We start from the raw sequence: 20,928 nt of genomic DNA on the forward strand, positions 1-20,928 counted from the left end.
AAGGCCTTCAACAGGGTATACCCGAAGTCGTTGACGGGAACACTGAGGACGACTGTGACTACGAGAGCAGTAAATGCGATCTCAAAGTCTACCTGGTCGCCGCGCTCGCTCCCGAAGACAATATCAGGGTCTATTTTTTCATACTGGCTTCCCCGGAGGGACTTTAGGGGTTAGTCAGGTCTTCCTGTTTTTTCAAATAGGAGGCAGATTCCGACGAGAAGTATCATCGTACCTCCGAGGAAGATGTAGGTTCCAGGATATCTACCTACTATAGGCCCGATAATATGGATATTGATGAGACCCCAGACGATGATGGTACCCAGCAATGTGAGGGTGAACGAGTCGGTGAATCCTGGACCCATATCGAGCTGGAGATCTACGTCTTTACCCTCTGCGAGCTCCTCTGCTTTTTCCTGCAGCCGTTCTCGAGGATAGTCGAAGTAGTACCACTGTACGGCTTCAGAGACAAAAACGAGACCACCCAGTACTACGGGGTAGACCCACCAGAGGTCGAATCCCTTGTACAGTGCGTAGATGGTTCCGGCCAGTGTGAGGAGAAGTGCGACTCCTATGTCTGTTAGGGTCATTCGATCGGCTACGCCCCGAGAGATCTCGAGAAGTTCTGGTTCGTCCTCTGGCACTTCTTATAAAGATTGGATTGCTTGCCGTATATTGAATGTTTGGGACAATGGATGCTCGCTCTTGAGAAGTATTTCCAAGCCGCTGGAGGGGTGTACCAATCAAACCCAGAACGTGGCGGCACTCAAACGAACTCGCGATCAGGACCTTGCCGTTCATCCTGTACAGGATATCGAGTACGCGGTCGTCGACGACGAGAAATCCCCACGGGACCGTGTCGCACTCGCCATATAGAGATCGACACCTACGACGCATCGTACTACAAGACGCAACTGGACCGAGCTGTCGAGAGCGTACTGTCTCCCTTTGACTGGAATTAGAACGACATCCGGCGCGAGCTCAATGGCACACGTGTAGTCGATAGCACAGACTGGGCCTGACAAACCCCCTCCCCCCTTTTTCGAGTTGTAAGTCGCGGGGAACAGGCCATCCAAGACGTAGTGTAACGAGAGTTGAGATAACTAAAGTTGGTTTAGAGGTGGTAAGGCGCGATAATACACGGGAGGAGAACTACAAGCGAGATGAAGTCGTTATCTACATCCCAAGACATCAATCGTCTAGCTGAGCTAGACGATATATTCTCTTTATCTCTAGTACGGTTATGGTAAGGTTACGTGTAACATAAACTTTTGCATATCTAGTTGCAAGTTAGAAGATTAGACACTCAGCCTCTCTATCGCGTATATCCGCCACAATCGGCTGTTTTACAGTCCCTCCTGCTGTTCACCCCCTCCCCGGCGTCACGAGTTTACAACTCGAAAAAGGGGGGAGGGGGTGAAACATTCGAGATCACCAAAGCGGCTTCCCCGGCAATCATGTCCGAAACCCGGTATTTCTCTCACTCGTGAACGGATTCTACGAGCGTCGTTCTTTCGCAACAATTCTGGCGCTTACTACTCGAAAACGGGGAGTGTGAGAAACACTGTATCACCCTGGGCATCATTCACAAAATCCGGATTATGTGGATTTTGCTCCGAGACTCATCTCGACTCACTTCTCCTTACAACGTGAGGGTGAGAGCATCGAACCAGGTGTGTTACCACCCCCAACATCTTACAACTCGAAAACGGAGGGTCCGGGTCATCGAGGAAGTTCGACGATAGCGAGATTCGTCGAACCGTTACAACTCGACAACGGAGGGTGATAGATTCCGAAGACGGTATCTGACTCATCCAGAGGATACGTGGCTGTAGTCGTTAGATAGCCTGTTTTCGCCCGGTTACAACTCCACAAGGGTCCATATTTTTATACCCAGAGTTCGAGGGGGTTCATAATGGGACGAGAGGGACGTAGAGCAGGATCGAATAATCCGGAAGGTGAGGAGGATCGTCAATCTTCTGCTGCTGATCCTGAAACTCCTGAATCGACGGATGAGGAGGTGGCGTCTCCTGGCACGTCACAAACGACCTTCGAAAACGGATCAGATCCCGCTGATTCGTCTCAAGAAGCAACTAACGGCGACGGTGGCGGCATCTCAATTCGTGATCGGCTCCAAACCGAGTCGTCCGGTGGGGTCTTCGCGAACAAAGACCTCGTCCGGTCAGATACCATCATCGACGAGGACCGTATCGTCGGTCGTGATGACCAGCTAGGCCGTGTCGTCGACAACCTAAAACCGGTCCTCCAGAATGAAGGTATCCCGGATATGCTTCTGAGTGGTCCTTCTGGAACTGGGAAGTCGCTCATCATTCATGCGGTCTGCAAACAGATCGTCGAACTGTGTGAATCCCAAGGCAAGACCTTCGGGGTCATTTCAATCAACTGCGAGGGGCCGAAGACAGCAGATCGGGCTGTCTATCGGTTAGTCAAAGCTGCTGCCGACGACCTCGGCGTTGATCCTGGTGTTCCCCAAACCGGCGTCTCAACGGATCAGAAGCTCGAGAGACTGTATGAACTCATGCGAGAGTACTACGACGGTGTCATTTTCATCCTCGATGAGATCGATATGCTCGAGGGGCCGTATCAGGAAGCAGAGTACAATTCTCTCATCTACCAGCTTTCACGGGCTCGCAAACTCGCCGATTTTGATGGTCCCATCTCGCTCACGACGATTACGAATTACGCCGACTTCATGAAGGACCTCAACAGCCGCGCACAGAGTTCTTACAATCCTGACGATATCTTCTTCGACGATTACGATGCGACGCAGCTCCGTAGTATTCTCAAACATCGGCGAGACGCCTTCAAGCCAAAATCACTTGCAGATGACGTCGTTCCGCTTGTTGCTGCGTTCGGCTCCCAAACGCACGGGGATGCACGGAAAGCGATTGATCTCCTCAGGTGGGCGGGCGAATTAGCCGAGCGGCGTGGAGCTGACACAGTTACCGAGACTGATGTCCGTGAAGCTCAGGAGAAATACACTGAAAACCGCAAGCTCCGGCATATCAGCGGCATTTCGACTCAAAAGAAACTCTCCATCTACGCTGTGGCGGCCACTGCCCACTACGCAAGAGAACATCCTGAGTGGATCCCTGCTGGACCTGCGTTCAAGACGTATCAATTCATTGCCGATACGATGGATGCGGACCAGTACAGCCGCGAGACGTTCGTAAATCACGTCACAGAGCAGAGTACGTACGGTGTACTGGACTTCGAGCGTCGGGGCAAGGGGCGAGGCAGAGGAGTGCATATGTATTTCTCCCTCTCCGAAGATCCGGAAACAATCATGGAGACGATCCGTGAGGATTCCCGGTTCGAAGATCTAGCTCACGAAGAGGCGACTATCAGAGCGGTTGTCCGCGAACGGCTGAAGCAGTTCCGGAGTAAGAACTGATCTCGCCCGTATTCTCCCCGCACTTACTTCTCGAAAACGGGGGGTGTTCGTATCCCGCGCGATGCGTTACAACTCGAAAATGGGGGATGTCAGTCGTCGGGATATCTCGTTACTACTCGAAAACGGGGGGTGGCTGAGCCAAGAGATTTGACGTGCCGGTCGATGTACTGTGTATTCCCCTTTCCCTCTCCCATTTACAACTCGAAAACGGGGGGTGTGTCCTACGATTTCTTTGTCGTCGGTACTATTGATGATGCGGAGACGGTGAGAAACGACGGAAACGCGGGGGGTGTGGTCCCTTCAAAATCAGCGTCACCCCCTCCACCCACATCCAGTTACGACGGAAACGTGGGGTAGGGGTCCTCCCTCATCGAGTTTTACTCGTCCGGGTTGACCGGACCTATTCACACTGAGGGGTGTTGGGCAAACCGAACTCATTCACACTCTGGGGGGTGTCGCCTGGTACGTCTCTAATGGTACTGAAAAGAACATCAGACTACAGTTCAATCTCGTCTACTCGTCGGGATTCACTGGCCCTTTGTACTTCGACGTCACCGAATCTCCTTCCCGCCACTGCCAGTAGTAGTAGCGGTTGTCGTTGATCTCCTTGATCGTGATCGTCGCCTTCGCTGGCACGTCGTCCGGGAGGTCATCGGGGCGCTCCTCGATGTCGGCGTCGTCCGCCTCTTCCTCCTCGAGACGAGCTTCACGCTCCTTGTATTCGGCCAACGCCTCGGCGTAGCTGGCAACGTCCCGAAGATGCTCCGATGTGGCTTCGTTGAGCGTGTTGACGATCTCCGTGGGGAGGTTCGCCGGTGGGGTCGGGGGTTCGTAGGACATCGGCTACTCTCGTGTTAACCAACACGACCCACGAGTCCATAGTTTTGTTGGTTAAGACGATGGGGCGTTTCTTGCGATTGCTGGCTGTAACACTACTCGAAACTTGTTTATAAAAAAGCTTCCTACTATGTTACACCGTGCTCCGGCGCATCGAACTTGAGGTCCTCGCCACGGTCGACCGCGGCGACACGATCTCCGAGCTCGCGACGAAGCTCGACCACAGCGAGAGCTACCTCTCTCGTGCCGTCGGGGACCTCGTCGAGAAGGGGCTCGTCTACAGGGAGCGCGACGGCCGCCGAAAACGAGTCGTCCCATCGAATGCTCGTGCCGTCGAATGCTACCAAGACCTCGTTCGCCAGCACTCCCACATCGACTTCCCCGAGCTACTGACCGGCAAGGCACTCGAGGTGCTGCACTACCTCGACCAGCCGCGAACGGTCTCCGAGATTGCCGACCGGAGCGACAACTACCGCAACACGGTCAACCGGGTCCTCAAGCGGTTTCGCGACCGGGGTCTCGTCGGGACGGCCGACAGCCGCTACGAGTTCAACGCCGACTTCGACCGCCTCCACGAGTTCGCCCGTGAACTCGCACATCATCTCCATCGCCAGCGCCTCGAAGCCGACGCCCCGAAGGGCACGATTCTCTGGGAGGACTACGACGAATTCCTCGCCCAGACCGAGACGGAGATCGACGCGGAGGGGTTTCACGAAACCGGCCTCGCTCGATTCGCGGCCTTCGACCTCCAGTTCCTGCTCACCGGCCACCGCTACTACGTCTACTCCGAGGATCTCGATGCCGTCTCGCCGGCGGAGCTGTGCTGTCACACACTGTTGATCGACGACGGCAGCCGCCACCGCTCGTACTGTCTCCTCCTACTCAGCCACGTCGACGTCGACGAGGAGGATCTCCGAGAGCAGGGGGCGACGTATGGCCTCGAAGCCGAAATCGACGCCTTGCTGCGATACCTCGAGACGCACGGCGAGGTCGACGACGACCGGCTCCCGGAGTGGGACGAGTTCCAGGAGCTGGCGGCTGACTACGAGGTACGACTATCCTGAGACCGAACATCGTCAGCAGCAGTGCCGTCTGCCAGCGTCAGTTCGGATCGTAGGGATTCGTTGCTGTCTCGAGCCGATAGACATCCTCGACAGCGTCAAAATCGTCGTCAAACGCATACAGGTAGCCAAGCCCCTCGGTTTGCATATACGCCACAATGCAGGCATCGACGAAGGAGAGGGGTTCGTGTTGACGAAAGAGTGCCTTCCCGGTCGCGAGGGCATCGGTGGTGAGGGAGTCGATGTGGAAGCGGGCGTTTTCTTCGATGCGATCGAGGAGATCGACGGCTGCGTCGTGGCCGGCGTGGGTCGTGAGGCCGTTGAGCGTTTCCGCGAGCACGTAGTCGAGGACGACTGCTTCCGGGAGCGTTCCGTCGTCGATGCCGTGGAGCACCGGGAGCGCGGCATCGCGGGATCCATCTCGCCGGTATGCGGCGGCAAAGAGGACTGTCGTATCGATGAGTGCCCGCGGCATTTACTCGACGTCGACGCCCCAGGCGTCGTGCTCGCTCGTGACATCGGTCGGCTCCTCACCAGCGTAGCCGTCGAAGTCGGCGAACGTGCCCGTTTGCTGTTGGATCACTTGGACTCGGATGCTCCCGTCATCCTCGAGCTGCCAGCGGAGCTGATCGCCATCATCGATATTGAGTTCACGCCGAATCCGGGCGGGGATGTTTGCCTGGTTTCCAGACACCTTGCTTTCGGCGTCGATTCTGTCGCTGCTCATACCTCACGGTAGGTGACCGGCCGTGAAAAGTCTAGTGTGCCGCCACACTACCACGCGCTCCAGAAGATATCGTTCTAGTTTGAGGGTGCTGGAAGGCGCCCATCCGGACGTGGAACACGACCCTGTTTTATCTCGTGATCGACGCGACGCAGATGCTTACAGCCGCCTTCGGGTGAGCGCTGCTGCCAGTCAGGGCAGGTACACGACTTGTCGATGACGTCGACTTCGTACCGGTTTCCGGACGCGGACTGAACTTCGTAGCGGCCACCTTTCGAGAGGAGCGAAACGTCCATCGCTTCGGCGACAGCACGCTTCGTTCGGGGCTCGAGATCGTCCTGTGACTTTGGGTTCTCGTCGACGACCAGTCGGTCGCGAACGTCGCCCGTTCGGCCACCGTCGGGAGCGACGGCTTCCGCAGGGCCACTAAGCCGCTCGTGGAGCACTTCCTCCACCGGATGGCCTTCCGGCCAGAGGTAATGGACCTCGCGGCGCTCGCGATGGTCATAGGAGCCGCACGCGGCTGCGCTCCCAGTCCAGACACGCCACGCCCCGAGTGCTGCCATCACGTCGACGATGACTCGCGGAACAGCCTCGTGCTTGTCGGGGTAGAACATCCGAAAGCGAGTACATTCCGCCTGCGGCGGAACCGTCTCCCACCACTCGACGTCGTCGTCCCAGCTCTCGCACATCGCCTTATCCTCCCCGTATCCAACGGTCAGGCCGTCGATCTGCGGTATCTCCACCGATGTCTCGTCAGCCTCGTCTTCGAGCAGCCGAAGGACGGCGTACCGGAGATACTCGTGATTCGGATTGTCTGAAGATTGGGCGACCTGCTCGTGGTGCTCTGCGACTCGCTCTGCCTCGTCGAGAACGGTCGTTAGATATTGGTCGGTCATGGGTCGGTGGAGACGGAAGTGCGCCTCCGCCCCTCGGCGGGCGCTGAAAAACTTAACCAACAAATACCGATCAATCGTATCTTCTGTTGGTTAACCCCTCTCTGCTCGAATGCTGAGCCGGATCGGACTACCGGAGCTAAGAATAGTATATCTGTATAGCGATAACGTCATAGGGAATACGGGGGACAAGACTAATACCGTTAGATGCGATACCGATAACTAACGATGATGGAGTACGTCGACGAGACCGCGGCGAAGATCATGGTCGCGGCCCGGCCGGGTGACTCGATCCGGCGAATCGCCCAGAAGATCGACGGCTCCTACTCGTGGGTCTACGACTGGATCGAGCGGTTGGAGGACGCCGGCTTCATCCGACGTGAGGATGGCGTCTACATCGAGAAGTACGCTGTCAGGGATCGCTACTACGATCTCGTCGCGGCCATTTCTCGCGCTGTTCCCCCCTCGATCGACGACGGCTACGTCATTCCGCACTTCGCCGGGATGCCCTTTGCGTACACGAAAATCGACGGCGTCTACGTCTGGACCCACGGCGGCTATCAGATCGCCCGCGGCCACGACGACTACCCGATCTTCATCAAAGTCGCCGACCAGGACGTCGAACGGTGGACGGCGTTCTTCGACGAGTTCGGGATTCCGAGCCGGATCGAAGAGCGGCCGGACGCGACCGACTACGATGCGACTGTCTCGTACGTGTTGTTCCCGACGAGTGGGGAGATCACTCGCGAGTGGGTCGACGGCAATCCGGTCATTCCGTTGGATGAGACAATCGAGCACATGTTGGAGTACCGGGTGAACTACGAACCGGCGTTGGAGATGATCGCCGACGAGTACGACCGCGATATCGACGCGTCCCACGAGGATCCGCGTTTGAACGTATGAGTCTCGGTGAACGCGAAGACGAGCTGCTGGATACGCTGGAGGCCGTTATTGACGCTGACCTGCCATACGTCCTCGTCGGTGGGTGGGCGATTGCGGCGTTCAATCAGCGCTTCACCACGGACGTCGACGTCGTCATTCCGGCCCAAGCGGTCGACGACTACACGGACCTTCTCACCGACCGCGGCTACGAGAAAACGGCCGATGTCGAGCGAAACGAACTCTACGAGGGCCGGACTATCCGGTTTACGAAAGATATCGGGAATCCGGTTCAGTTCGACGCGATGGTGGACGCGCTGGGCTGTCGCCAGACGGAAGCTGAATGGTCGTATCGCTATCTGGCCCAGCACTCTGTCACCGAGGAACTGCGAACCGGGCGCCCGGTAACAGCCAGGATTCCGGAACGGGAGTTGCTGTTTGCAGTAAAACTTCACAGTGGCCGCAAGGCGGACTCCCGGGATCTGGTGGTGCTGGCTGCTGGCGCGGATTTCGACCGGATCGCGACCCATCTGCATCGCGGGAAATCCAAGAAGCTCGCTGGTCGCATCGAGACTGTCCTCGACCGACTCACGTCGGAGGATTTCGCGGACGCATTCAAAGGGGTCTTCGAACAGCAGACGGTTCCCGAACAGGATATCGATGCTGTCGTTGAGTTCCTTCGTGACCAGCAGCGCCGAATCGATTCTGAACTATAGCATCGACTGTCGGTGGGCTATGTCTTGGGACCGATCGAAACACGCAGGGTCGGACGTCGAACGAATTAACCAATAGAGTGGGATAGTACCCCCAGATGTTGGTTAACAGCCGGGGAAGGCGTGTTCAGCCCTCTACAACTGTGTCGATGATCTCCTGAGCGGTCGAACTGATCCGCCCGAGACGCTCCTGAATGCTCTCCGCATCGTCGTCCTGCCACGCGGCAAGATAGAACGCTGATCCGCTCGTATCCAGGTTGAAATACCGCCCGACGATGTACGCAACGGCTTCCGCTTCGACCTCGCGTTTTGCGCGCACGGGCTCGTCGTCGCCCTCGAAATGGAGCAGCGCGTGGGCATACTCGTGAATCAGCGTCACCGCGAGATCGGCTTGATTCGAGCGGGCTTTCGCTTCGACGACAGGTTGGCATTCGTGGAGGTTCCGGTGTTTGCAGACGCCTTTCGCGTCGCCATGCTCCCACTCAGCAGCGTCGACGACACGGACGTCGATATCGAGCGTAGTTGCTGCATTGAGGAGTGCTGGTACCAGGTCGTCGGCGTTACCAGTGGCCTCGGTTTCCAACTCGGGGAGCGGTTCGCCCTCGGTTTGAGACACATCGAAGACTGCCGTTGGTTTGAATCCAACCAGTCCTTTGGACCACTCCTCGGGCGGCGTCTCGTCATAGTCACAGTCGCTTTGCTCGTGGTAACTCGGTGAGTTCTCGCACTCAGGGCACTGCTTCGTAATAATGGGTGCCCAGATCCAGATCGCCTGTTCGCCCTCTTGGACGTGCCGGTCGAACTCCGACCGCCACGTATTGTAGCCCGCTACGCGGGTTGCCTCGGGACACTGGAGCTTGATCAAGAGGGTGTTGCGATGGGAGTAGTCGTGGAACCGGGACTGGACATCGAGCCACTCCTGGAACTGTTGGCTGGCTTTTGCCTCGTCGACGTCTGCGACGAGCTCGTCGATCCAGTCTTCGATGGTACTGTGCATCTCGTCGTGTCGGGTGTCGGTCTCCTCGAACGAGATCCCCGACTCACTGGCTGTCATCATGGATTGCATCACATCGAGTACGACGACGTCTCCGAGAAGTCAGGACGCGCCGCACCCCTCGGGGGCGCACAATAAACATCGGCGCGACTTCGGGGGTTTAGATCGGGGCTGCTATCGGAGGCTGGGATTAACAACCAGTGCGACACAATCACCGGGAGGATGGGTCTCGTCGAAACGCTCCGCGGGGTCGTTGGTACTCGCACGTCCGTGACATCCACCCTGTATGAGTGCCGACACTGCGGAACGACCCTTTCCGAGGACGCTGAAACGTGTCCGACCTGTGGTGGAGATGACGTTGCATGCTACCGGTTCTAAGTAACCGTCCTCCTATCTGCACAGGTTGCGGTCAGACTCGTTTCTGTTCGAGATAGTCCCCGGTCAAACACCCCGCAGTGTGAATGTGGGATCGGTTATCGAAGCGCTGTCTTCTCGTCAGCGAAGCCGACCGTGACGAGATACTCGAGGAACGCGTCGAACTGGTCGACATCGCTCGGCGTGTCCGCCGCGAGGTGTCGTGCCCACTCGATGGCCCACTGGAACGCAGGATCGGTTCCGCCCTTGCCATGTATATACCACCAGCGGGCGGCCTTCAGGACGACGAGCGGATTCGTCGGCGGCTGCTCGCTCGCGAGTCCACGAGTGATCGACCGGATCTCCTCGGGTACCTCAGCGGGATCGACCTCGCCTGATTGGGTGTTCGATACGTCGACTGGAATGTCGTCAATCGAGACGTCGTTCGGACGCTGTTGTTGACTCACGGAAAATCACCATCTCTGAGGACTCTCTGGATCGAGCCCTCGCTCTCTCTGGAGGGCGCGAAAAACAGCTCGCTGCGTCACGCCGGCGGGAGGTAGACGCTCTGCTCGCCGGCGACTTCCTCAAGGTTATTTCGATGGCGGTGGGCGAAGTAGCAGTCGTAGCTGCAGTAGCCACAGAGAGCCCCAGTATCGTATTCGGCAACGAATGGACCGCGCTGAGTCATCCAGACGTTGGCTTCGCATTCGGTACACGCAGCACCATCTAGATCCCCCGGCGATGGCCCCTCATACTCGATCTCGAAGGAGTCGTCCTGTGGTGTCGATTCGGGCCAAACACCTTGGGCCTGCCAGAATTCCTTGAGACGGGCGAGACTGTGGCGGACCGTCTTGCGAACCGTGACGTGGTCAGTGTCGCGACCGCTGTCGTCCCACCCGTCAGCCGTCCAGAACTCTCCGAACTGCGCCCCGCGATGCAGGCCGTTCCAGTCGAGACCGGCAATGTCGGCCGGTGGATCGTCCGTGAGCGTCGGTCGGGTCAGTTGCTCGATGACGTCGGGATCAGCCGAGGTCCGTGACTGTACATGCGAGCGTGGGTCGATGATTCCACTCATAGGTTGGTTCGCGGGAGCCTCGTTCGCTCACCCCCGCACCCCTCTCGGGGGTTCAAAAAACAGGACGGGCTGTGTTCGACAACGTATTTGACAGTTGCAACGCACTGTCCAGGTATATCGGGATGGCTGTACTGGACGATCTCTCGGGGTTCGAGTTCGAGGACGTGATGGAGGACGTGTTCCGCAACCTCGGCTACGAGAACGTCCGCCAGGCCGAGAAGACGGCCGACGAGGGCCGCGACGTCCTGATGGAGGATGTCGTCGACGGCACGCGGCGTGCGATCATCGTCGAGTGCAAGCACACGGGGACGGTCGGGCGGCCGGTCGTCCAGAAGCTCCATTCGGCGATCGCGACGTTCGACTTCGACGGCCCCAAACGCGGCATGGTCGTCACGACCGGCCGGTTCACGAACCCTGCTCAAGAGTACGCCCAGCGCCTCCAGCAAAATGACGACCCCCATCCAATCGAGTTGCTTGATGGCGAGGACCTCCGGGAGATCGCCGACGAGATCGGTCTCGACCTCTACAACGGGCGCATCGAGATTCTCTGCGACGATACCCTACGCCCGTACGACCCGGCCGTCGACGTCGACGCGCCCGTCGCGGAGGCGTTCCGCGACATCGAGAACATCGAGGCCGCCGACCTCCCAGAACCGCATTCGTCGGTGACGTTCCGCCCGGTGGTCGCGGTTATCGCGGACACGAACGCCGTCTTCGAGACGTCGGTAGGCGTCATTCACCGGGTCAACGACCGGACGCGATTCGTTGCCCACGCCGAACGCGGGCAGCCGCAGGTCGTCGACGAGGACGTCGCAACGATGGTCACCGAGAACCTCCACGCGACGGTCGACCTCGATACCGAGCAGTTCGCGGAGGTGTTCGACGACGTCGAGGAGCGCCGGTTCGGGCAGACCCAAACGGAGTACAAGGAGTGGGCCGTCGAGCGGCTCCAGCAGCACCACACGACGACGGTCACCTACACCGGTGACAACAACGTCACGTACAACAAGACTTGCGAGCCGAACCGCTCGGACATCTCCGTGCAGTCGATCGAGCCCGTATACCTCCCCGAGGTTCGGCACACGACCGACCTCCAGGAGTACACCTATCCCTACGAGTACTACGCGGCAGGCCCGTCACGAGTGACAGCGGAGGACGGCATCCACCGCTGCGTCCATTGTGACACGAGCGGCGGCGACGAGACGTACACCTACTGTCCGAACTGCGGGGCCATCGCCTGCTCCAGCCACACCAAAACGGAGCGGCTGGAAGGCGAACCGGTCTGTACGGGCTGCGCGGTGACGGAACGGTTCGCATTGAAGACGAAGTACTTCTACGACGAGGAGAATCTCGAGGCTTTCCGCGAGGAGTACGCCGCGATGCCGATCCACGAGAAGGTGATGGAGAACAAGTTGCTCGCTGGAGGGTGTGTGGTCGCGACGCTGCTGCTCGTCGTCGGCCTGCTCGCCATCGGTGGCATCATTTAGATTTGCAGCAGTGCTTCGCTAAGCCAAATGAGAAACCTCCGAAGGTTCCTCGGCGTCGTCGAACTCACCACGTTCGACCGGCTCCCAGTCCTCATCTGGCTTCGGACTCCACCAGTCGACCTCATAGTCGGCTGGGGCACCGAGGATCTTCACCCGCGCCGACCCATCGGGTAGGTCGCGACGGAGCTTCTCGTCGACGTGGAGGTTCCACGTTGAGTGGGTGTCGAAGCAGGCGAGGACGGCCTCCTCGTAGCCGCGTGTCTCTCGGGATTCTTGGAGTTCGACCTGCGTGTTGCAGTTCTTGCAGAACACACCTTCGAACGGAATGTGACTGAATACCTGGTGCCCGCAGACGGGACACCAGAGGAACTCGAACAGTGCTTCGCTGTGGCGGTCGATAACTTCCAGACTCATCTGTGGATCTGGCCCGATTGAGACGGGCCACCCATTCCGGCCCAAAATAAACATCACCGCAGAAACGTTCCCATCAATCAGCGCTCGGCGCCGTACACGATTCTCGAGGATGCTTCGTACCCACAGCTCCGACACTCAAACCAGCGCTGAACCTTCGCGCAGTCAGCCGTTTTCCCACCGATTGCCACGTCGCTGTTCGGACACTCGGGACAACTCAGTTCGGGCGCTGGCCGTTCCTGGAGCTCATCACGGAACGATTTCGCGTCTTTCGTCTCGTACCCCCGCGACCACACTGGGTAGCCGTCGACGAGGATTGTGCCACGCCACTTGTAGCGGTACGAGTCCGGTGCTCGGTGTAGGACAGCGCGAGCGCCGGTCTCGGTATTCCGGTATGCGAGTGTGGGCGTGCGGCTCTCGCGCTTCCAATTTGTGATTCGAGCCATCTGTTAGAAGTGGACGTCGGCGGGCACGATCCAGAGCTCCTCGCTCTCTTCCAGCACTCGATCCAGCTGCTCACGGTGACGGATACCGTTCGCATATTCGTTGTACAGGAAGATCGTTGGCCCGTCGTAGGCGCCGACCTGGTGGAACGCGTGCCGAGCGAGATCTTCGTCGCGCATAATCTCCTCGTCGGAGAGTTCGTCAAGTGCTTCTCTCACCCGTTCGAGATTCCGCTCGAACTCCTCTTTCGTCGCCTCCCAGCCACGCTCAAGCAGGTCTTGGCCGTCATCGGAGTCGACGGGGGCTGCAGTCGGCAACTCACCCCATCGCGCCTTCCCCGCAACGGACGTGTCCTCCTCATCGAAAGTCACGTGGTAGTCGAAGACGGCGCCGGCATGTGGGTCCGCGCCGACCAGGCGGTCGAATACCGTCTTTCCGGTGGCCAGTGCGTCGTCGTGGGTCGATTCTTCTACCAGAGCGTAAATCACCATGTGCATCTCGAACACCTCGAAGCGCCGACGCACCGGGAATGATTGCTCGCTCACTCCTGCTGCGCCGGCACCCATCGCCGGCGCTCGAAAAACCTGATCTAGCGGTCGAGTCTTAGGACTCGTTCGCTCGGTCGACTGTGATGGTCAGATCGCCCGACGCGTAGTCGGCCTCGAAGTCGACGGTGAACGCATCCGAGTCGTACGCGGCGTGGTAGGCACGGTGTCGTTCGAGTGATCCCGTCGCCTTGAAGTGGAAGAACGCAGCTGCAGTGTAGGGCTTGCTCTGGGTTTCGACCTGCGTCTCAACTGACGCCGGAAGTGCGATCTGTGGCGTGTCCGTGTCAATACTCGCAGCGAACTTCTTCGCTTCCTCGACGGTCGCCTGCGAATGTGCGGGCGTCTCGCCGGTTAGCACGTTTACCGGTGTTTCCGTGTCGTCGGTGAACAGGACATCGTGGAAGGTGCGCGTCCCGAGGACTGCGTCGGGGTCTAACTCGCAATCGTGGAATGGGTCGTCGTCTGGTTTCTCGGACATTAAATCACGAGCCTACGGCGGGGCTCACCCATTCTAGCCCCTGAAAAACACCATTTGCTGAGAATACCAGAAAACGATTCACATTGACTGTGTTCGGATTCCCGAACCGATCAATACAGGGGTGCGGGTTAGCTCCTGAGGGGCCGTCCCTTCTCGAAGTCGGGGCCTTTCTTTACAACGTTGTTCTCCCTACCTAATTTGACCAACCCCTCTTCCACTAATTCTTCCAAGGGCCTGTGACTCAGTTCAAGTCGGAGCTTTGCAACGGCTTCACTGGCAGAGGGGATATCGTCACGCGGTCTCTCCGAAGACCGAACTTGGTCACCCATTAAGAAATGTACGTCCCCTTCACGGATGAGTTTCATAGTTTTTCACGCAGACTATGTGTTTGAACAAGTGGGTGACACCCTCCACCCCTCGCCCAGTATTCGCACATTTGAATCTGGTGCACCTTTCTCAGACTGAACACAGCACTATGTGTAGAGATGTATGGTACCACTTCGGGGCTAGAGCAAATTGGCCTACGACTTGCGAAGACTCGCCTTCTCGAAGGGTGATTCCCCGGTCGGAATGAGCAGCTCCTGTCGATCCCCGACCCGCTCAGCGAGCTTCTGTTTCAGATACTGTCTCGCCGTCGACGGCGTGAGGACTCCCTTGTCGAGCATGTCGCCGACGACGTCTTTGAGGGCCGCGAACTGGCCCTGCAGGTGGCCGTCGCCGACCGGCTCGCCGTCGTACCAGCGCACCGTCGCGAGCGCGCCGTTCCCGACGGTCTCTCCCTGTTCGACCGTCTCCGAGTCGTACTTCAGGCCGAACCACAGCGTCCGATAGGCGGTCACCTCGAACGTCGTCGACACCACGAAGAACGCCTCGTGGTGGAGGTAGTCGAGGTGGTCAGCAACGATCTCGTCGAGGGTGAGCCCGGTGGCGCGGGGCTTCGGCTCGACGACCGACGACGGACGATCCTCGCCGGTGAGGTAGCCGTCGACCGCATCTGCCTCAAGGCCATCGGCCAGTTCAGCCAGCAGCTGTTTCGCCCACTTGGAGTCGGTGTCGTCGCCACCGAACGGCGACTCAGCCGAGATTCGGTGCTTGAGCTTCAGGTTCGCTGCGCCCCAATGACTGTAGTGGAGCGTGTACTGTCCGTCCGTGCGTTCGTACGCAACGAGTGCGCGGTGTCCCATCGAGCAATCACCTCACGGGGCGACCGCGACTGGATCGCCCCGCACCCCTCCCGGGGGACGAACAACTCTACTCGTCGATCGGGTCGGGGGAACTGAGGTCCGCGTGGAGGACTTCGCCATCGCGAACGACGTACCGCTTCGCCAGCACGGGAAACCGGCACTTGGTAAATCCGGCTGTCTGGATGTCGAATTCTTCGTCCGGTTCGAGATACTCCGCGAGCGACTGGAGGAACTCGTGGGTGACGATGCCACCGTCGTAGTCAGGAAGACCGTTCTCACGGGCCTCGTACACTTCGAAGCTGTCGTAGCCCCAGATGATCAGTTCGCCGTCGTCGTCCACCTCCCAGTTGAGCGTCCCGAAGCAGTGGTTCTCACAGAGCTCGCGGACTGCCTGTGAGTCTGTTACGAGCGCGCCGGTCGATGTCGTTGCGGCTTGGAGTGTTGCCATGGGTTGTTCTCGGGAGCGGTCTCGCGCCCCCGCACCCCTTCAGGGGGCGAACAACCGCTCACGCTGTGTCAGCCACAGGACGCCGCATTGCCGATGCGTCGTGCGGTCAGGCCTCTCCGTTGGTGTCGTCGTCTGCCGTCGCATCCGGCCGGGTGAGGAGTTCTGCCTGCTCCAGAAGCGTCGTTGCTGTGCTGATCCGCTCTCGGTCGGCGGGCTCCAATTGCTCGCCGTCGATACTGGTGAGATTGTTGAGCGCGCGGTGCAGCCGGTAGCCGGGTGTGTCTCGTGGGTCCATATGTGCGCCTCCGCCGATTCTCGGCGCCGAAAAACACCGGCGGGCAGTCAGCAGGTGTGGTATCGTCTGGTGGTCGCGAGCTGGCTTCTGTTAACCAACAACTCCGAGCCGACACCAGAATTGTTGGTTAATTTGACGTCGTCTTTACTGACCGGCTTCGGGTTCGGGCCCGTAGCGTGGCGTGCCGCACCGCTGACAGCCCCACATTGGCTGCCCGGTCCATTCGTCATCGGGGGCAGCCTCGAAATCGCGAAATCGATGCTTAGTCTCCCGATCACACTCCCGACACTCGAGGTGAGTTCTGTTTGGGTGCTCGCGTTGTGGCTGTTCGGTATCGGTCTTGCCAACGGATTCCTGGAGCGCAATCGCCGGCACCAGCCAGAGGTCGTCGTCTGCGTCCTCACGTAGGCTTGCAAGACGCTCTTCGGAGTGAACCCCACTCCCGGTTTCCTCGTAGAGGACCGTCGTGTGCTCGCCGTCGTGACAGGACTGCGTCGTCTCTGTCCACGCCGTCCGCTCACGAGCAGCCGCGAGCAGCTGATTACCACATTCAGACGTGACCTGTGTCGCCGAGGGGAGCGAGGGCCACTGATCGACAAGCTGTGGGGCCGGTTCCTCGTCGAGATCATAGATTAGCTTGCAGTCATCGACTACTGGGTCATCATCTGCCCTCGCGAGGAGGGTGGCCGCAGCAGATCCCTTCCCGACGGCGCCGTAGAACGTCGACGCCTCGACGAGCAGCTGGATAACGTGGAGGAGAGTCGTTTCGGCAGTCGATGTGTCCTGATCGTCGGCTGCTTCGAGATGGTTCGTGAGACAGAATCGGCACTTCGACTGGCCAGCGGGGATTGACGCTCCACAGGAAGCGCACTCGGTCTCATCTGCTGTCGGGCCATCTGGATAGTCCGTGTCGACGCCACCAGAGCGTTGCCGCCGGGGCTCGCCACTACTACTGGCGAGTTGATCGTCGGGAACGTGGGTCGCTTCGCCGAGCGGTCGGAGGGCTTCGTAGTCGGCGTACTGGTCGGTCATAGAGTGATCTGGCCGTATCATGCTTCGTCTTCGGATTTAAACAATGGCTCTCACATCAATCAGCCTACAGACATACAAACGAAAATCAGCAGTGTGGGCGTTAGACAGCCAGTTCGTCCAGCGCATCGCGGTGGGTCCGCACGGTGACTACCGAGACGTTCGCAACGTCAGCGACGTCCGACTGGGTGAGCCACCGTCCGTCTTCGCGTCCGGCCTTGTACAGACAGGCTGCGGCGAACCCGGACGGCCGAACTCCCGTGGTTGCCCCGGTTGATTCCGATGCTTCTGCCAGCTGCCGAGCCCGCTGCCGGATTTGATCGGAGACGTCGAGCTCCGAGGCCAACTGCGGAACGAACGCACTGGGCGTCACCGGCTGGGCCGGCAGGCCAAGTTCCGTATTCAGCGTCGTGTATGCGTTCGTCACCCGCGATTGCTCGACGCGCGCCGACTCGGTGATGTCGTCGAGCGTTCGCGGCCGCCCGTTACACCGACACGCGCCGTAGACACTCGCGGCGGCCATCGCCTCGATCGACCGGCCCTGCAGGAGGTCCTCGTTCTGAGCGCTACGGAATAGTTGGCAGGCCTGGTCACGGGTCGTCTCAGATAGTTCGAGCGCACTACTGATCCGGCGGACTTCACTAAGCCCGTGTGCGAGGTTGCGTTCAGCTTTCGACTGAAACCGCCCACGGGTCTGTTCACGCCGCATCCGAGCGAGCCGCCGTCGCTTCTGTCCTGAGAGTTCGTTCCCGTTCGCATCGGTCCCGCGGCCGATCTCCGTCGATAACCCTCGATCGTGTCGTGCCGCCGTCAACGGAGCACCCGTGCGCTCCCGTTCGTCTACGTCGAACCCTCGCCACTCTGGCCCGTGGTCGATCCGCTGCTCGTCGATGACCAGGCCACAATCCTCGCAGATGGTTTCGACTGCGTTGGTGGTGACCCGGCCGTCGCACTCGGGACACTGGTTCGCACTCGATTCCGTTCGGACGTCTTCGTCAAAGCCAGTTTCGTAGATGTCTCTGGTTGCCATGGTTCTCACCGTGTTCAGGGAACTTGCCAGTACGGCAAGCCCCTCACCTATCGAGGGGTCAATAAACGCTACGCGGTGTCGCACTCAATACTTCCTTAGAATTTCTTATCGCGACCGTCGTTGAATCCTTCCGAATCTAAGTACTGTCGTTCCTCGTCAGTGGTCGTGGCTTCTTCGTAGATTTCGTCCTCGCGTCGCCATTTCAGCCATCGGTACCACAGTCCGCTTAGTTTCGCTTCTGACTTCAGGTCATGCCGCTTGACGGCGAGTTCTTCAAATCTGTCTCGAAGCCATTCCTTGTCCCGATTTCCGTCCTTCAAATCGAGCTCGATGAAATCTTTAATCTCGTCGTGAAGCTCTTGGTAACTCCGACCCATGTCGTGGAGCTTTTCTGCGCGCTGCCCCGGCTTCCGGTTTGCTTTTGCGAGTGAAATAGTGCCTACGAGGAGGGAGAGCGAAACCATGCTCCAGAGTGGGATGGTTCGCCAGGCTAATCCATAGGTGAGGATTGCGCCCATGATCGCGGTGAGGACTGCTGAACCGACGTCGATCCAGCCCCAAAAACTGGCGGCTGTATAGAATCGTTTGAAGTTCCAGAGGTTGCTATTCTGTTCCTCTAATGCCCGATTGTAGATCCGGTTACGGAAATCGAGATCAACGTCATCGTCATCCATCCAGCATCACCTTCGTTGTTGTCTAGCTGAAGTCGTCTCCGTGGACGTCTTGCAGCTTTTCTTTCGCCTCCTCGGTCTTTCCTTCTTCTTGAAGCTGCTTCGCCTCTTCTAGTTTCTTCTTGGCCGACTTCGCTTTTTTCGCGGCTTCTCGACGCTCGCTACGGCTCATTCCCTGGTCGACCCGTTCATCATAGACGGGCTCCTTTGTCTGGCTCTTGACCCGGTTGGGCAGGGTCTGGACAAATTCACGGGTCATTTCCTGGTAGGTGTCCGGGACCGGTTCACCGCGGCGGGCCTTCTCCTCGAAGTAATTGTAGACCATCGTCTCCATGTGGAATGAGCGCACGGGGACGTTGGTGGTCTCGGCCCATTTTTTCATTGTTCGGGTTAGCCCGGAGACTTTCCCATTGTGTGCTTGGTCCCGAGCATCGAACATCTGCTTGTACTTGCGGGGATTGGTGCCCTGCCACGACTGCCCGCCATGCGTATCCGGAATGGCATAACCATCGCTTGCGTCGGTGAACAGGCCGAACATCCCCCGTGGATGGTCCGCATGGGGCACCTCACTATAGTGAAAGGCCGGTGCGATCTCGATGGTCGAATCATGGTACTTGACCTGGACGACGTTCTGATCGACCTTCACCTCGGTCTGTGAGAACCGGGGGTCGTTCTCGATACGCCGCTTGATAGCATTCAGACAGTTGCGTGGTCCATTTTCCTGTTCGATCCATTGCCGGTGTTCGTCAGCATCGAGAACGATCATCACGTCAGCGTCCGAATCCTCGCTCAAGGGAGCCGTCATTGTGCCCCGCGTGTAGGACCCGATTAGTTGGCTGTCCTCTATCTCCATGTCCTCGCTCAGAATATCGACGAGCACGTCGCGCCGATCAGAGATCGTCTCTGTCTGACGGTCAGTGATCTCGGTTTCCTCGACGTGATCCTCGTAACAATCCTCGACTTCGTCCTTCTCCGGTTCCTCTTTGGACTCCGGTTCGGGATCGCCGGAAATGGCGTCATGGAGTGCTTGGCCAGCTCCGCCGGTGTCTCCAGGTTCGCGGCCGCTATGTGAGTACGTCTGTCCGGTGGAATTGTAGCCGCCCCCCATTTATGCCGTCACCTCCTCACTGCTCGACCAGGCCATAATCGGCATCTGTCCACGTCCGAGCGCACCATTGATGTTGGCCTCCATCTGTGTGTAGCGTTCCTGTGATTGTTTGTAGGGAATGTCGCGGAGCTGGACTTCGTCAATCCAGCGTTGGCCTGCAGCGGCCACGATCTGTGGTGGAAGCTGTTCCAGTCGATGCGTGGCTTGCAGGCCGATAAGCATCACTTGAAGATCGGGTGCTTCGGAGACGACGGTTCGCAGATCCTCTTGGAGCTGGTAGAACCCGATGTTCGCCGTAAAGTACTGCGTACCGTAGAACACGCAATATCGGGCCCCGAGATACTGAAAGACCTGGTAGCAGAGCCGGCGCTCATGCGGCGTCTCACCTTTCAGCAGAGGAATGATCCGGGTTTTAGCGCCGTAGAGATTGCTGGCCATCCAGATCGTTCCTTTGAGGCATTGGAGCACGTGCTTTCGCCGAAGCAGCGGGTCGTTCTCCTTGTAAACGGGGTAGTCGCACGGGATGTGAAAGTCCGGTTGGAATTGCTGGATCAACGCGAGTTCGTCGTCCCATCCGAGGTCGGAGAGCAGGCGGTCGTTGATCGTCGTGGTCGTAATGACAGTGACACGCTCTCCGAAATAGGACTCAGCTGTTTCTCCCTTGTTGACTAACGTTTTTACAGCGGTTATCCGAAGCAGCACTGTCAACTGGCGGGGGTGGTCATTGTGGAAGCGATCGTGGGCTTCCTGTCGTTCGATGAGTAAGACAGGCCCAGTTGGTGCTTCGTCTGTCGATGCGATGTTGAATCCCTGGTGATTTTCAGTGGGGATCTGGTGTTGTGTCATT

General features: G+C 58.6%; 24 protein-coding genes and 2 pseudogenes. 6 read left to right on the top strand and 20 right to left on the bottom strand.

The window, feature by feature from the left end; genetic code table 11:
• Nucleotides 1-170 precede the first annotated feature (170 nt).
• Complete coding sequence (locus EYW40_RS18795) at nt 171-641, bottom strand: hypothetical protein (protein ID WP_135823142.1); 471 nt, start codon at nt 639-641, stop codon at nt 171-173.
• Nucleotides 642-711: 70 nt separating this feature from the next.
• Between EYW40_RS18795 and EYW40_RS20255 the strand changes: the two are divergent.
• Together EYW40_RS20255 and EYW40_RS18805 are read left to right on the top strand one after the other, a co-directional pair.
• Nucleotides 712-959, top strand: a pseudogene (locus EYW40_RS20255) (hypothetical protein); the annotation flags it as partial.
• A gap of 953 nt (nt 960-1,912) precedes the next feature.
• The gene (locus EYW40_RS18805; protein ID WP_202614612.1) at nt 1,913-3,412 is read left to right on the top strand and encodes a Cdc6/Cdc18 family protein; all 1,500 of its coding nucleotides are present in this window, start codon (nt 1,913-1,915) and stop codon (nt 3,410-3,412) included.
• Between the two features lie 513 nt (nt 3,413-3,925).
• Here the strand turns inward: EYW40_RS18805 and EYW40_RS18810 are convergent.
• Nucleotides 3,926-4,252, bottom strand: a complete 327-nt coding sequence (locus EYW40_RS18810; RefSeq protein ID WP_135823143.1) for a DUF6788 family protein — start codon at nt 4,250-4,252, stop codon at nt 3,926-3,928.
• A 137-nt stretch (nt 4,253-4,389) separates the two neighbouring features.
• On the opposite strand from EYW40_RS18810, the gene EYW40_RS18815 reads away from it, so the two are divergent.
• A complete protein-coding gene (locus tag EYW40_RS18815) occupies nt 4,390-5,313 on the top strand; it encodes a helix-turn-helix transcriptional regulator (protein WP_135823144.1) in 924 nt (307 codons plus the stop codon).
• Between the two features lie 37 nt (nt 5,314-5,350).
• On the opposite strand, the gene EYW40_RS18820 is transcribed toward EYW40_RS18815, so the two are convergent.
• The 3 genes from EYW40_RS18820 to EYW40_RS18830 all read right to left on the bottom strand — a co-directional run bounded on the left by EYW40_RS18820 (nt 5,351) and on the right by EYW40_RS18830 (nt 6,933).
• Nucleotides 5,351-5,785 carry a PIN domain-containing protein gene (locus tag EYW40_RS18820; protein WP_135823145.1) on the bottom strand — a complete coding sequence of 145 codons (435 nt, stop codon included), beginning with the start codon at nt 5,783-5,785 and terminating at the stop codon, nt 5,351-5,353.
• Complete coding sequence (locus EYW40_RS18825) at nt 5,786-6,037, bottom strand: AbrB/MazE/SpoVT family DNA-binding domain-containing protein (RefSeq protein ID WP_135823146.1); 252 nt, start codon at nt 6,035-6,037, stop codon at nt 5,786-5,788.
• A gap of 74 nt (nt 6,038-6,111) precedes the next feature.
• A complete protein-coding gene (locus EYW40_RS18830) occupies nt 6,112-6,933 on the bottom strand; it encodes a hypothetical protein (RefSeq protein ID WP_135823147.1) in 822 nt (273 codons plus the stop codon).
• 228 nt (nt 6,934-7,161) lie between these two features.
• Here EYW40_RS18830 and EYW40_RS18835 point away from each other — a divergent pair, with 228 nt between their 5' ends.
• Both EYW40_RS18835 and EYW40_RS18840 read left to right on the top strand, forming a co-directional pair.
• Nucleotides 7,162-7,833, top strand: coding sequence for a helix-turn-helix domain-containing protein (locus EYW40_RS18835; RefSeq protein ID WP_135823164.1), 672 nt, complete (start codon nt 7,162-7,164; stop codon nt 7,831-7,833).
• Nucleotides 7,830-8,525: a nucleotidyltransferase domain-containing protein gene (locus tag EYW40_RS18840; protein ID WP_135823148.1), complete on the top strand. Its 696-nt coding sequence runs from the start codon at nt 7,830-7,832 to the stop codon at nt 8,523-8,525. Before EYW40_RS18835 ends, EYW40_RS18840 begins: the two co-directional genes overlap by 4 nt.
• A gap of 124 nt (nt 8,526-8,649) precedes the next feature.
• On the opposite strand, the gene EYW40_RS18845 is transcribed toward EYW40_RS18840, so the two are convergent.
• The 3 genes and pseudogenes from EYW40_RS18845 to EYW40_RS18860 all read right to left on the bottom strand — a co-directional run.
• Complete coding sequence (locus EYW40_RS18845; protein ID WP_135823165.1) at nt 8,650-9,579, bottom strand: ArdC-like ssDNA-binding domain-containing protein; 930 nt, start codon at nt 9,577-9,579, stop codon at nt 8,650-8,652.
• 410 nt (nt 9,580-9,989) lie between these two features.
• On the bottom strand, nt 9,990-10,337 hold the full coding sequence (locus tag EYW40_RS18855) for a DUF8013 domain-containing protein (RefSeq protein ID WP_042661830.1): 348 nt from the start codon (nt 10,335-10,337) through the stop codon (nt 9,990-9,992).
• A 77-nt stretch (nt 10,338-10,414) separates the two neighbouring features.
• Nucleotides 10,415-10,891: pseudogene (locus tag EYW40_RS18860) on the bottom strand (DUF6610 family protein); the annotation flags it as partial.
• A 179-nt stretch (nt 10,892-11,070) separates the two neighbouring features.
• Between EYW40_RS18860 and EYW40_RS18865 the strand changes: the two are divergent.
• A complete protein-coding gene (locus EYW40_RS18865; RefSeq protein ID WP_135823149.1) occupies nt 11,071-12,435 on the top strand; it encodes a restriction endonuclease in 1,365 nt (454 codons plus the stop codon).
• A gap of 18 nt (nt 12,436-12,453) precedes the next feature.
• Here EYW40_RS18865 and EYW40_RS18870 read toward each other — a convergent pair whose 3' ends face one another.
• From EYW40_RS18870 to EYW40_RS18925, 12 genes are all read right to left on the bottom strand, one after another.
• Nucleotides 12,454-12,849: a DUF7567 family protein gene (locus EYW40_RS18870; protein WP_135823150.1), complete on the bottom strand. Its 396-nt coding sequence runs from the start codon at nt 12,847-12,849 to the stop codon at nt 12,454-12,456.
• Nucleotides 12,850-12,926: 77 nt separating this feature from the next.
• Complete coding sequence (locus tag EYW40_RS18875; protein WP_135823151.1) at nt 12,927-13,292, bottom strand: DUF7568 family protein; 366 nt, start codon at nt 13,290-13,292, stop codon at nt 12,927-12,929.
• 3 nt (nt 13,293-13,295) lie between these two features.
• Complete coding sequence (locus EYW40_RS18880) at nt 13,296-13,787, bottom strand: DUF7995 family protein (protein ID WP_135823167.1); 492 nt, start codon at nt 13,785-13,787, stop codon at nt 13,296-13,298.
• A 106-nt stretch (nt 13,788-13,893) separates the two neighbouring features.
• Nucleotides 13,894-14,316 carry a DUF8025 family protein gene (locus tag EYW40_RS18885; protein ID WP_135823152.1) on the bottom strand — a complete coding sequence of 141 codons (423 nt, stop codon included), beginning with the start codon at nt 14,314-14,316 and terminating at the stop codon, nt 13,894-13,896.
• A gap of 521 nt (nt 14,317-14,837) precedes the next feature.
• Nucleotides 14,838-15,500 (bottom strand): DUF6735 family protein, encoded by a 663-nt coding sequence (locus tag EYW40_RS18890; RefSeq protein ID WP_135823153.1) that lies wholly within the window; start codon nt 15,498-15,500, stop codon nt 14,838-14,840.
• Nucleotides 15,501-15,567: 67 nt separating this feature from the next.
• A complete protein-coding gene (locus tag EYW40_RS18895; protein WP_135823154.1) occupies nt 15,568-15,948 on the bottom strand; it encodes a hypothetical protein in 381 nt (126 codons plus the stop codon).
• A 106-nt stretch (nt 15,949-16,054) separates the two neighbouring features.
• Nucleotides 16,055-16,243, bottom strand: a complete 189-nt coding sequence (locus EYW40_RS18900; protein WP_135823155.1) for a DUF8012 family protein — start codon at nt 16,241-16,243, stop codon at nt 16,055-16,057.
• 144 nt (nt 16,244-16,387) lie between these two features.
• Nucleotides 16,388-17,275 carry a biosurfactant protein 1 gene (locus EYW40_RS18905; RefSeq protein WP_135823099.1) on the bottom strand — a complete coding sequence of 296 codons (888 nt, stop codon included), beginning with the start codon at nt 17,273-17,275 and terminating at the stop codon, nt 16,388-16,390.
• Nucleotides 17,276-17,375: 100 nt separating this feature from the next.
• Nucleotides 17,376-18,302 carry a transcription initiation factor IIB gene (locus EYW40_RS18910; protein ID WP_135823100.1) on the bottom strand — a complete coding sequence of 309 codons (927 nt, stop codon included), beginning with the start codon at nt 18,300-18,302 and terminating at the stop codon, nt 17,376-17,378.
• Nucleotides 18,303-18,397: 95 nt separating this feature from the next.
• Nucleotides 18,398-18,976: a hypothetical protein gene (locus tag EYW40_RS18915; protein WP_135823101.1), complete on the bottom strand. Its 579-nt coding sequence runs from the start codon at nt 18,974-18,976 to the stop codon at nt 18,398-18,400.
• Nucleotides 18,977-18,998: 22 nt separating this feature from the next.
• Entirely contained in the window at nt 18,999-20,081 is a 1,083-nt protein-coding gene (locus tag EYW40_RS18920) for a CBASS oligonucleotide cyclase (RefSeq protein ID WP_161973253.1), read from the bottom strand.
• Nucleotides 20,082-20,927 carry a hypothetical protein gene (locus EYW40_RS18925; protein ID WP_135823102.1) on the bottom strand — a complete coding sequence of 282 codons (846 nt, stop codon included), beginning with the start codon at nt 20,925-20,927 and terminating at the stop codon, nt 20,082-20,084.
• Nucleotide 20,928: the final 1 nt, after the last annotated feature.

It is taken from the genome of Halostella litorea, from assembly GCF_004785955.1.
GTDB classification, from domain to species: Archaea; Halobacteriota; Halobacteria; order Halobacteriales; family Natronoarchaeaceae; genus Halostella; species Halostella litorea.

Excerpts from the sequence above, each read along its gene's own strand:
- EYW40_RS18805 (WP_202614612.1), top strand. The coding sequence starts at position 1,913 with ATGGGACGAGAGGGACGTAGAGCAGGATCGAATAATCCGGAAGGTGAG.
- EYW40_RS18810 (WP_135823143.1), bottom strand. The coding sequence starts at position 4,252 with ATGTCCTACGAACCCCCGACCCCACCGGCGAACCTCCCCACGGAGATC.
- EYW40_RS18820 (WP_135823145.1), bottom strand. The coding sequence starts at position 5,785 with ATGCCGCGGGCACTCATCGATACGACAGTCCTCTTTGCCGCCGCATAC.
- EYW40_RS18825 (WP_135823146.1), bottom strand. The coding sequence starts at position 6,037 with ATGAGCAGCGACAGAATCGACGCCGAAAGCAAGGTGTCTGGAAACCAG.
- EYW40_RS18830 (WP_135823147.1), bottom strand. The coding sequence starts at position 6,933 with ATGACCGACCAATATCTAACGACCGTTCTCGACGAGGCAGAGCGAGTC.
- EYW40_RS18835 (WP_135823164.1), top strand. The coding sequence starts at position 7,162 with ATGGAGTACGTCGACGAGACCGCGGCGAAGATCATGGTCGCGGCCCGG.
- EYW40_RS18840 (WP_135823148.1), top strand. The coding sequence starts at position 7,830 with ATGAGTCTCGGTGAACGCGAAGACGAGCTGCTGGATACGCTGGAGGCC.
- EYW40_RS18845 (WP_135823165.1), bottom strand. The coding sequence starts at position 9,579 with ATGATGACAGCCAGTGAGTCGGGGATCTCGTTCGAGGAGACCGACACC.
- EYW40_RS18865 (WP_135823149.1), top strand. The coding sequence starts at position 11,071 with ATGGCTGTACTGGACGATCTCTCGGGGTTCGAGTTCGAGGACGTGATG.
- EYW40_RS18870 (WP_135823150.1), bottom strand. The coding sequence starts at position 12,849 with ATGAGTCTGGAAGTTATCGACCGCCACAGCGAAGCACTGTTCGAGTTC.
- EYW40_RS18875 (WP_135823151.1), bottom strand. The coding sequence starts at position 13,292 with ATGGCTCGAATCACAAATTGGAAGCGCGAGAGCCGCACGCCCACACTC.
- EYW40_RS18880 (WP_135823167.1), bottom strand. The coding sequence starts at position 13,787 with ATGCACATGGTGATTTACGCTCTGGTAGAAGAATCGACCCACGACGAC.
- EYW40_RS18885 (WP_135823152.1), bottom strand. The coding sequence starts at position 14,316 with ATGTCCGAGAAACCAGACGACGACCCATTCCACGATTGCGAGTTAGAC.
- EYW40_RS18890 (WP_135823153.1), bottom strand. The coding sequence starts at position 15,500 with ATGGGACACCGCGCACTCGTTGCGTACGAACGCACGGACGGACAGTAC.
- EYW40_RS18895 (WP_135823154.1), bottom strand. The coding sequence starts at position 15,948 with ATGGCAACACTCCAAGCCGCAACGACATCGACCGGCGCGCTCGTAACA.
- EYW40_RS18900 (WP_135823155.1), bottom strand. The coding sequence starts at position 16,243 with ATGGACCCACGAGACACACCCGGCTACCGGCTGCACCGCGCGCTCAAC.
- EYW40_RS18905 (WP_135823099.1), bottom strand. The coding sequence starts at position 17,275 with ATGACCGACCAGTACGCCGACTACGAAGCCCTCCGACCGCTCGGCGAA.
- EYW40_RS18910 (WP_135823100.1), bottom strand. The coding sequence starts at position 18,302 with ATGGCAACCAGAGACATCTACGAAACTGGCTTTGACGAAGACGTCCGA.
- EYW40_RS18915 (WP_135823101.1), bottom strand. The coding sequence starts at position 18,976 with ATGGATGACGATGACGTTGATCTCGATTTCCGTAACCGGATCTACAAT.
- EYW40_RS18920 (WP_161973253.1), bottom strand. The coding sequence starts at position 20,081 with ATGGGGGGCGGCTACAATTCCACCGGACAGACGTACTCACATAGCGGC.
- EYW40_RS18925 (WP_135823102.1), bottom strand. The coding sequence starts at position 20,927 with ATGACACAACACCAGATCCCCACTGAAAATCACCAGGGATTCAACATC.